Annotated in this window: 11 protein-coding genes; 5 read left to right on the top strand and 6 right to left on the bottom strand. The window is 64.3% G+C overall.

From position 1 onward, the window contains the following. Window positions 1-56: 56 nt before the first annotated feature. Both ACF8Q6_RS10510 and ACF8Q6_RS10505 read right to left on the bottom strand, forming a co-directional pair. Window positions 57-587 carry a hypothetical protein gene (locus tag ACF8Q6_RS10510; RefSeq protein WP_104962308.1) on the bottom strand — a complete coding sequence of 177 codons (531 nt, stop codon included), beginning with the start codon at window positions 585-587 and terminating at the stop codon, window positions 57-59. 60 nt (window positions 588-647) lie between these two features. Continuing rightward, window positions 648-1,172 (bottom strand): ankyrin repeat domain-containing protein, encoded by a 525-nt coding sequence (locus tag ACF8Q6_RS10505; RefSeq protein ID WP_108191506.1) that lies wholly within the window; start codon window positions 1,170-1,172, stop codon window positions 648-650. Window positions 1,173-1,438: 266 nt separating this feature from the next. On the opposite strand from ACF8Q6_RS10505, the gene ACF8Q6_RS10500 reads away from it, so the two are divergent. Further along, the gene (locus tag ACF8Q6_RS10500) at window positions 1,439-1,711 is read left to right on the top strand and encodes a DUF3509 domain-containing protein (protein WP_003252809.1); all 273 of its coding nucleotides are present in this window, start codon (window positions 1,439-1,441) and stop codon (window positions 1,709-1,711) included. 126 nt (window positions 1,712-1,837) lie between these two features. On the opposite strand, the gene ACF8Q6_RS10495 is transcribed toward ACF8Q6_RS10500, so the two are convergent. The 3 genes from ACF8Q6_RS10495 to aroC form a co-directional block, all read right to left on the bottom strand. Continuing rightward, the gene (locus ACF8Q6_RS10495) at window positions 1,838-2,374 is read right to left on the bottom strand and encodes an oxidase (protein ID WP_221100882.1); all 537 of its coding nucleotides are present in this window, start codon (window positions 2,372-2,374) and stop codon (window positions 1,838-1,840) included. Beyond that, window positions 2,374-3,528, bottom strand: a complete 1,155-nt coding sequence (locus ACF8Q6_RS10490) for an MFS transporter (protein ID WP_012053343.1) — start codon at window positions 3,526-3,528, stop codon at window positions 2,374-2,376. The genes ACF8Q6_RS10495 and ACF8Q6_RS10490 overlap by 1 nt, the downstream gene beginning before the upstream one ends. Before the next feature lie 142 nt (window positions 3,529-3,670). Further along, complete coding sequence (gene aroC, locus ACF8Q6_RS10485) at window positions 3,671-4,762, bottom strand: chorismate synthase (protein WP_003252803.1); 1,092 nt, start codon at window positions 4,760-4,762, stop codon at window positions 3,671-3,673. Between the two features lie 235 nt (window positions 4,763-4,997). On the opposite strand from aroC, the gene ACF8Q6_RS10480 reads away from it, so the two are divergent. Beyond that, complete coding sequence (locus ACF8Q6_RS10480) at window positions 4,998-5,960, top strand: alpha/beta hydrolase (protein WP_003252801.1); 963 nt, start codon at window positions 4,998-5,000, stop codon at window positions 5,958-5,960. Between the two features lie 65 nt (window positions 5,961-6,025). Next, complete coding sequence (locus ACF8Q6_RS10475; protein ID WP_161775442.1) at window positions 6,026-6,808, top strand: hypothetical protein; 783 nt, start codon at window positions 6,026-6,028, stop codon at window positions 6,806-6,808. Between the two features lie 132 nt (window positions 6,809-6,940). On the opposite strand, the gene prmB is transcribed toward ACF8Q6_RS10475, so the two are convergent. Next, window positions 6,941-7,849, bottom strand: coding sequence for a 50S ribosomal protein L3 N(5)-glutamine methyltransferase (gene prmB / locus ACF8Q6_RS10470; protein ID WP_392489807.1), 909 nt, complete (start codon window positions 7,847-7,849; stop codon window positions 6,941-6,943). 181 nt (window positions 7,850-8,030) lie between these two features. Between prmB and ACF8Q6_RS10465 the strand changes: the two genes are divergently transcribed. Both ACF8Q6_RS10465 and ACF8Q6_RS10460 read left to right on the top strand, forming a co-directional pair. Further along, window positions 8,031-8,621: a cysteine hydrolase family protein gene (locus ACF8Q6_RS10465; protein WP_003252796.1), complete on the top strand. Its 591-nt coding sequence runs from the start codon at window positions 8,031-8,033 to the stop codon at window positions 8,619-8,621. Window positions 8,622-8,706: 85 nt separating this feature from the next. Beyond that, window positions 8,707-9,027 (top strand): hypothetical protein, encoded by a 321-nt coding sequence (locus ACF8Q6_RS10460; protein WP_004577080.1) that lies wholly within the window; start codon window positions 8,707-8,709, stop codon window positions 9,025-9,027. Window positions 9,028-9,043: the final 16 nt, after the last annotated feature.

Below are 9,043 nucleotides of genomic sequence, written 5' to 3'. Positions count from 1 at the left end.
CGCCAGCTTTCAGAAATTGAGCAAGACAGTTGCACCCACAAGGCCTGTGCCAGGCTTTAGATGTGTACGGCGACCTTCAGGGCTTCCAGCGCCGGCTCGACCTTGATGCCCAGCGCTGCCCCCAGCTCCATTACCCGCGCCAGGTCCTGCTGCCCCACCATGACCATCTGCAGTTCATCATCGAGCAACTGGCTGAAGTTGAGCAGCACATAACCACCCGCCTCCTTGTTCAGCGCGCCCATCTGCACCTGGATGCGGTTGAGCGCGGTCAGTGGCTCGGTACGGGCCAGTTGCTTGGGCTTGAGGGTAAACGGCACGCTGTTGTCGAACGAATCACTGATCTGCTGGAACAGCTCCTGATAGCTGTCGGCCTGGAACACCACGGTATCCGGCAGGCTGCCCAGCACCACCCATTCGCCCAGGGGAATCGGGAAAGTGTCGTCGTAGTTGATGTCGGGGTTGGCGGCCAGGAAGGCGGCAGGGTCGGCGTAGGCCTGGGCGGCCTCGTCGGCGATACGCTCGATGTCTGCCTCACGCATGCAGCCGGCGCCAATGAGGCTGATGAATTCGAGCAACTGAGTTTTCATGGAAGGGGGCCTGCGACGGGTGAAAAGTCGCCAAGGATAGCCGCAAATGCCCCCAGGCGGTTAGCCGGCCTGTGCTTGCAGGCGCGCGGCAGTGTCTGCTGCGCCCATGGTTTGCGCCGCCATCAGGGCGGTGATGCCGCGGGCGTCCTGGTGCGCCGGGTCGGCCCCTTGTGCCAGCAGGTAGTCGAGGATTTCGCTGCGGTTGAACATGGCCGCCAACATCAGCGCGGTGCGACCGTCCTGCGCGGCGGCATCCACCGGCACGCCATGCTCCACCAGCAGGCGAATCATCGCCAGGTCCCCTTTGAATGCGGCACCGGCAATCGGCAGCTGGCCATTGTCGTTGGCAATCAGCGGGTCGGCACCTTGCGCCAGCAGCACGCGCACCGCCTCGTGGTGACCGTGGTAGCTGGCCAGCATCAGCAGGGTATCGCCCTTGTGGTTACGCAGGTTGGCCGGCAGGCCGCTGGCAAGCAGGCGCCCGAGCATGTCGGCGTCGCCCTGACGGGCACGTTCGAACACCTGCTCGGCGAACGCAGCGGTTTCGTCGTCGGTCATGGTGGCAGGTGCGGCTTGGCTGGACATGGGGAACCTCCTGGCATAATTGATGGCCCAAGTGTTCGTCAGGCATGCCATTGCGGTCAAAGGTTCAGATTCTATAAGGCCGATAGGCAAACCCTGACCCGTGCAAAATGCACTGTGCAAAATGCACGACCGTGCAGCCTGCACGATGCCGCTTCTGAAAATTCCACGTAAGCTACTGTTTTTACTAGATTTTTTGCCAAACAGGATTCTGGCACGGTCACTGCAACCATCAACTCATGTCTGCCACACACCAGCCAGGAGTTGATATGGACCTCATCCAGCAAAAGTTCGCCTCGGTATTTTCGGCCTATCAAGTGAATACCAAAGCCCGGCCCGATGGCGGTGTACTGCTTACCCTGCGCGCAGCGGATGGCAAGGTTACCCGCCGGGTGCTGACCTATGGGCAATTGCACAGTGCCGAACAGCTGTCCTGGGCGATCAGTGCCATCCGTCGTGACCTGGCTGAAGAGGCCAGTGAGTTGCCGGTCATCTCGATGCTGCAGAGCCAGCAGCGGTTTGCCCTGCCGACTTACCGCTGAGGGGTGTATTGCCTGAACTGGCCTCTTCGCGGGTAAACCCGCTCCTACGACCGACGGTTGCGCCGCCCTTGGCATCGCGCAGCCAATGTAGGAGCGGGTTCACCCGCGAAGAGGCCGGTGATGCCATTACAGCTCGTCGATCCCAAGGAATGCCCGCGCCGTCACATCCCCGGTAAACCGCGCCTGCATGCCCTGCTCGCTGCCATACAAGCGCAACGCCAGGCAAAAAGGTGTATCACCCAGCTCAACCCAGCGCCGCGTCCCCGCCGGCACCAGCAGCTGGTCACCCTTCTCGCACAGCACCGAATACACCCAGCCCCCCAGCCGCAGGCCAACCTGCGCCCGCCCGCTGACCACGGCGAACAGCTCGTCGGCATCATGCACATGTTCATCACGCACATCGACCTGTGCCGGGTCTTCACCGTCGCGGTTGAGCAGCGCGAAGGCCTTGCTGCCATGCGCCGTCATCAACTCATCCAGATACACGCGGCAAACCTCCAGCACCTCGTCCTGGGCCGTGCCCGGGCGCACCCGCAGGCCAGGTTCGGCATGCACAAAGCGCACGCCCTGCTCGGCCAACGTAGCGGCGATGTCGTCGTGGTGAGTCAGCACCTTGTTCGGCAGTGCCGGGCTGGCGGGGTGGAAAACGCTGAGAATGCTCATCAGGGGCGGGTCCTGGTCGGTTGCGAACAAAGGGCAATGATAACGGCTGCGGCCAAGGCTGCGGCACTGGCCATACCAAAGGTGAAGGTGGGGCCCAGCAGCTTCCAACTGTAGCCTGAGTACAGCGCCCCCAGCGCACCGCCGGTACCCGACAGCGCGGCGTAAAGCGCCTGGCCCTGGCCCTGCTGGCGGGCACCGAAGCTGGCCTGGACAAACGCGATGCTGGCGGCATGGAAGCAGCCGAAGGTGGCCGCGTGCAGCAGCTGGGCGAAGATCAGTACTGCCGGCTCCTGGGCCAGGTTGCCCAGCAGCAGCCAGCGCAATGCCGCCAGCAGGAAGCTGACCAACAGCACGCGCTGTACGCTGAAACGGGCAAACAGGCGGCTCATGACCATGAACATCAGCACCTCGGCCACCACCCCAAGCGCCCACAACAGGCCGATGGCACCGCGCGTGTAGCCCAAGTGCTCCAGGTGCAGGGTAAGGAAGGTGTAGTACGGCCCGTGGCTGAGCTGCATCAGGGCCACGCACGCGTAGAACGCGATCACCCCCGGGGCACGCAACTGTTGCAGGAAGCCTTCCGTGCCGCTGCGCCCGCCCTGTTCCACCGGCTGGGCATTGGGCACCCACAGGCTGGCGGCAACGATGCCGGCCATGATCGTGACCAGCGCCACCGGGTAGATGTCCAGGCTCAACCACTCGAACAAGCGGCCCAGGCCAACCACGGTGAGGATGAAACCGATCGACCCCCACAGACGTACCTGGCTGTAGCGCGACGTTTGCCCGTGCAGGTGGGCCAAGGTGATGACCTCGAACTGCGGCAGCACCGCATGCCAGAAGAACGCGTGCAGGGCCATCACCAGCGCCAGCCAGGCGTAGCTTTTGCCGAAGAAGATCAGGGCGAAGGTGGCCAGGGTGCACAGCGCGCCAAGGCGGACGATCAACAGGCGCTGGCCCGTGCGATCGCCCAGCCAGCCCCACAGGTTGGGGGCCACGCAGCGCATCAGCATGGGGATGGCCACCAGCTCGCCGATGCGCGCCGGGGAGAAGCCCAGGTGATCGAAGTACAGCGCCAGGAACGGTGCGGTGGAGCCCAGCAGGGCGAAGTAGAACAGGTAGAAGCTGGACAGGCGCCAGTAGGGGATGGGTTGCATGGAGTGGCCTTGTGGGGACCTGGGCCGGCCTCTTCGCGGGTGAACCCGCGCCTACGCGGATTTCACCCTGTCACTGCACCTGAGGGCAGTGATATCCCAATGCAGGAGCGGGTTTACCCGCGAAGAGGCCGGTGCAGGTGGATCAGCGCTGGCCCAGCACCGGGGTATTCACTTGCACATCGGCATTCTGCGCACGGTGTCGCAGCAGGTGGTCCATCAGCGCAATGGCCATCATCGCCTCGGCAATCGGCGTGGCACGGATGCCCACGCACGGGTCATGGCGGCCCTTGGTGATGACGTCCACCGGGTTGCCATCGACATCGATCGAGCGGCCCGGGGTGGTGATGCTGGAAGTGGGCTTCAGTGCCAGGTGGGCAACGATCGGCTGGCCCGAGGAAATACCGCCCAGAATGCCGCCTGCATTGTTGCTGAGGAAGCCTTCCGGGGTCAGTTCGTCCCGGTGCTCGGTGCCGCGCTGGGCCACACTGGCGAAGCCGGCGCCGATTTCCACGCCCTTGACCGCGTTGATGCTCATCAGCGCATGGGCCAGCTCTGCATCCAGGCGATCGAAGATCGGTTCGCCCAGCCCGGGCATCACGCCTTCTGCGACCACGGTGATCTTGGCGCCCACCGAATCCTGGTCTCGGCGCAGCTGGTCCATGTAGGCCTCCAGCTCAGGTACTTTGTCCGGATCAGGGCTGAAGAAGGCGTTCTGCTCCACCGACTCCCAGGTCTTGAACGGGATTTCGATCGGGCCCAGCTGGCTCATGTAGCCACGCACGGTGATGCCCTGGGTGGCCAGGAACTTCTTGGCGATAGCGCCGGCGGCCACACGCATGGCGGTTTCGCGGGCCGAGCTGCGGCCACCGCCGCGGTAGTCGCGGATACCGTACTTGTGGTGGTAGGTGTAGTCGGCGTGGGCCGGGCGGAACAAGTCCTTGATGGCTGAGTAGTCCTTGGACTTCTGGTCGGTGTTGCGGATCAGCAGGCCGATCGAGCAGCCGGTGGTGCGGCCTTCGAACACGCCGGAAAGGATTTCTACCTCGTCGGCTTCCTGGCGCTGGGTGGTGTGCCGGCTGGTGCCGGGCTTGCGCCGGTCAAGGTCGTGCTGCAGGTCGGCGAGGGAAATTTCCAGGCCCGGAGGGCATCCATCGACAATGGCGACCAACGCCGGGCCATGGCTCTCGCCAGCGGTGGTGACAGTGAACAGCTTGCCGTAGGTATTGCCGGACATGGACGCTCCGCGAGTTCTGCCTGAAATGGACGAAAGCAGCAGTATACAGATGCTTTGATCGCCTGTGCGGGCCTCTTCGCGGGCATGCCCGCTCCCACAGGATCACCACAGATCCGAATGCTGTGAAATACCTGTGGGAGCGGGCGTGCCCGCGAAAGGGCCGAACCTGCCATTCGCTTCCCAGAACCTTCCCGCCAACAGTGAGTCAAACCCACATCTCCCCATGTAGTACCGCATGATGTCGCGCCTCGTCGCCTTGCTCTTCCTGCTGTGCACCGGCCTGGCCCAGGCCGCCGCCCCCACTGTACTGCAACGCCCGATCGACCTGGACACCGGCCAGGGCGTGCTGCACGGCAGCCTGCTGCTGCCGCAACAGGCCACCCCGCCGCCCGTGGTGCTGATCATCGCCGGCTCCGGCCCCACCGACCGCGACGGCAACAACCCAGCGTCGGGCCGGGTCGACAACCTCAAGCGCCTGGCCCTGCTGCTGGCCAACGAGCACATTGCCAGCGTGCGTTACGACAAACGCGGGGTGGCCGCCAGCCAGCCGGCCACGCCTGACGAGCGTGACCTCAGCGTGGAGCGCTACGTGGCCGATGTGGTCGCCTGGAGCCGCAAGCTCAAAGCCGACCCGCGCTTCGGCCCGCTGATCCTGATTGGCCACAGCGAAGGCGCACTGATTGCCAGCCTGGCCGCCGAGCAGGCGGGCGCCAGCGCAGTCATCACCCTGGCCGGCAGCGGCCGGCCGCTGGCCGAGGTGCTGCACGAACAACTGGCCCAGCGCCTGCCGCCCGCGCAACTGGCCGGTGGCAGCGCCCTGCTCGACCGCCTGCAGGCCGGGCAGACCAGCCTGGATGTGCCAGCGCCGCTGCGCCAGGTGTTTCGCCCCAGCGTGCAGCCGTACCTGATTTCGCTGTTCCAGCAAAACCCGGCAGCCGCCTTTGCCCGCCTGCCCATGCCCGCGCTGATCGTGCAGGGGCGCAACGACGTGCAGGTGGACGTGGCCGACGCCCAACGGCTGAAAGCGGCCAAGCCAGATGCACAGCTGGTCCTGATCGATGGCATGAACCACATGCTGCGCATCAGCCCCAAGGGCATGAGCCAGCAGCGCGACAGCTACCTCAACCCCGAGCTGCCGCTGGCGCGTGAGCTGGGCGAGCGAATTGTGACGTTCATCCAGCATTTGCCTTCGGCGTAAGTCAAACAGGCTCAGGTCTCAGCCATGCCTGCCGATACAGCAGGCATAGCTGAGGACAAGCCCTGATGACCACCTCCCCCACCGCCGTCGAGCCGGCCGAAGAACCCCAGGAAATCCCCGCCCTGCCCTGGGCCGAGCTGACCGCCGAACATTTCCAGCTGCTACGCCTGGCAGCACTGCCTACCGACCGCAGCACTGGCGCGCGGCCGCTGCGTTTTGTGCAGTTCGGCTATGCCGAGCGCCATGACAAGGCACACAGCCTGCTGCGCATGGAAATCCAGTTGCCTGGGCAGAAAGTGCACAAAGAGCAGAACCGCCTGGACATCCGCGTCGACCATGCCGAGCGCCTGGTGCGTATTGGCAATGAACAGGGCCTGCAACTGGAACCGGTGAACCGTGGCATCGGCCGTTTCATGCTGGCCCAGGCCGCGCAGTGGTTGCAGCGCAAGTGGTCGCACTACCGGGTTGAAGGCATGGCGCTGCCGAGCAAGGATGCCCTGAACGAGGACTCACGCCTGCGCCGTGACCACTGTTTGCGCGGGGTGGGTATCGAGGTGCAGTACGAGGACAGCCAGCACCTGAAGGGCCGTATCGCGGATATGACGGTGGGCCAGCTCAAGGCCGCCTGGAGCAGCGAGCGCCTGCAGCGGGTGGAGATTCTGGATGCCGCCAACCTGCTGCAGCAGGCGGACCAGCAACTGCAGGAAAAGGAAGGGCAACTGCGCGAGCGGGATGAGCGCGTGGCCAAATACCAGCGCGAAGACGGCGGATTGCGTTTCACCATTACCTGCCTGGTGGCGTTTGCCGTGTTCCAGGCAGGGCTGTTGATCTGGATTGCAACCCGCTAAGACCGCATCTGCCGGTAAAGATTGGGGCCGCTTCGCGGCCCATCGCGACACAAGGCCGCTCCCACAGATTGATCGCGCACCTTGTGAGAGCGGCCTTGTGTCGCGATGGGCTGCAAAGCAGCCCCAAATAGCCTAAACGCGGGCCTTGAACAATTCCTGATGCTGGCGGCACTGCTCGGCGGTGAGCATGAACACCCCGTGCCCGCCACGCTCGAATTCCAGCCAGGCAAAGTCCACCTCGGGGTACAACGCCTCGACATGCACCTGGCTGTTGCCCACTTCGACAATCAGCAAACCCTTCTCGGTCAGGTGGTCAGCCGCTTCGGCCAGCATCCGCCGTACCAGGTCCAGGCCGTCGCTGCCGCAGGCCAGGCCCAGCTCGGGCTCATGGTGGTACTCGGCCGGCATGTCGTCGAAGTCTTCGGCATCGACATACGGCGGGTTGGACAGGATCAGGTCGAAACGCTGCCCCGGCAAACCGTCAAAGCCATCGCCCTGCACGGTGTACACGCGCCCGTCCAGGCCATGGCGCTCGATGTTCTGGTTGGCCACTTCAAGGGCCTGGAACGACAGGTCGGCCAACACCACCTCGGCCTCGGGGAACACGTCAGCGGCGACGATGCCGATGCAACCCGACCCTGTGCACAGGTCCAGAATGCGCGCCGGCTCGCTGGCCAGCCACGGCTCAAAACGTTTTTCGATCAGCTGGCCAATGGGCGAACGCGGCACCAGCACCCGCTCGTCGACGATGAACGACATGCCGCAAAACCAGGCCTCGCCGAGCAGGTAGGCGGCCGGTACACGCTCTTCGATACGGCGCTTGAGCAGGTGCTGAAGGCGTACTCGCTCGTCGTCCTCGAGCATGCAGTCCAGGTAGCTGTCGGCCACCTCCCATGGCAGGTGCACCGCACCCAGCACCAGCAGGCGGGCTTCGTCCCAGGCGTTGTCGGCACCGTGACCGAAGAACAGGTCATGCTCGTGGAAGCGGCTGACCGCCCAGCGGATGTAGTCGCGCAGCGTGCGCAGACGGGATGTGATCACGGGGTACTCCTATTTTCAGACCGGACAAAAGTCTAACAGCCCCACCCGCACATTTGTTCCTTTGCGTTGCCCAAAGGCTAGCCACAGGCCAGTAACCATGCCGCTTGCGTTGTCAACCATTCCCATTGGCGCCAAGGCAGGGGAGAATAGGTATACAAAAGCCCTATCCAAGGAGCCCTTGATGTCCGTTCCAACCACGATGTTTCGCCTCACTGGCCGCGACTATCCGCCGGCCAAGCTGAGCCACGCCAGCCTGATCATCATCGATGCACAAAAGGAGTACCTCAGTGGTCCCCTGAAGCTGTCGGGCATGGACGAGGCCGTGGCCAACATCGCCAGGTTGCTCGACGCCGCCCGTAAAAGCGGCCGTCCGATCATCCATGTTCGCCACCTGGGCACTGTTGGTGGCCGCTTCGACCCCCAGGGGCCGGCTGGCCAGTTCATTCCGGGGCTGGAGCCGCTGGAAGGTGAAATCGTCATCGAAAAACGCATGCCCAACGCGTTCAAGAACACCAAGCTGCACGAAACATTGCAGGAGCTGGGCCACCTGGACCTGATCGTCTGTGGTTTCATGAGCCATTCCAGCGTCAGCACCACCGTTCGCCGCGCCAAGGACTATGGTTATCGGTGCACCCTGGTAGAAGACGCGTCGGCCACCCGCGACCTGGCATTCAAGGACGGCGTCATTCCGGCCGCGCAGATTCACCAGTGCGAAATGGCCGTGATGGCTGACAACTTCGCTTGCGTCGCCCCCACCGCCAGCCTGATCTGAGCGGCTTGCAGGACCGCCCGGCAGCCGGGCGGAACCCGATGGGCAGCAGCAGGTCGAATTCCGGATATCCACCGAGGAGAGCGGAATGAAGCTTAAAGGCAGTTTCGACGCCAAGCGCCTGCGCCCGCGCGAGCCGCGTAACTGGGGCGCCCGCCTGGCGGCCGGCCTGTCGGCCCTGCTGGCGACGCTGGGCGTATTGCTGGCCATGGCCGGCGTCGCCGGCCTGCTGGGCAACTATCCTGCCCTGCAGGAACTCAACGCCAACAAACCGTTGTCCAGCATCCTCACCGTGGCTGGCTTGTTGCTGCTGTGGCTGGGCGTGCGTTTCTGGCGGCGCAGCCGTATCCGCTTGCGCCGCGGGCGGGAGCTTAACCTGTCGCCGCACCTGATGAAGAAGCACGATTGAGACGCGGCTAACGCGG

This window comes from Pseudomonas sp. GLN_2 (genome assembly GCF_043106005.1).
GTDB classification, from domain to species: domain Bacteria; phylum Pseudomonadota; class Gammaproteobacteria; order Pseudomonadales; family Pseudomonadaceae; genus Aquipseudomonas; species Aquipseudomonas alloputida.
The sequence above is the reverse complement of the archived record's forward strand: the minus strand, read 5'-3'. Positions and strand labels throughout refer to the sequence as shown.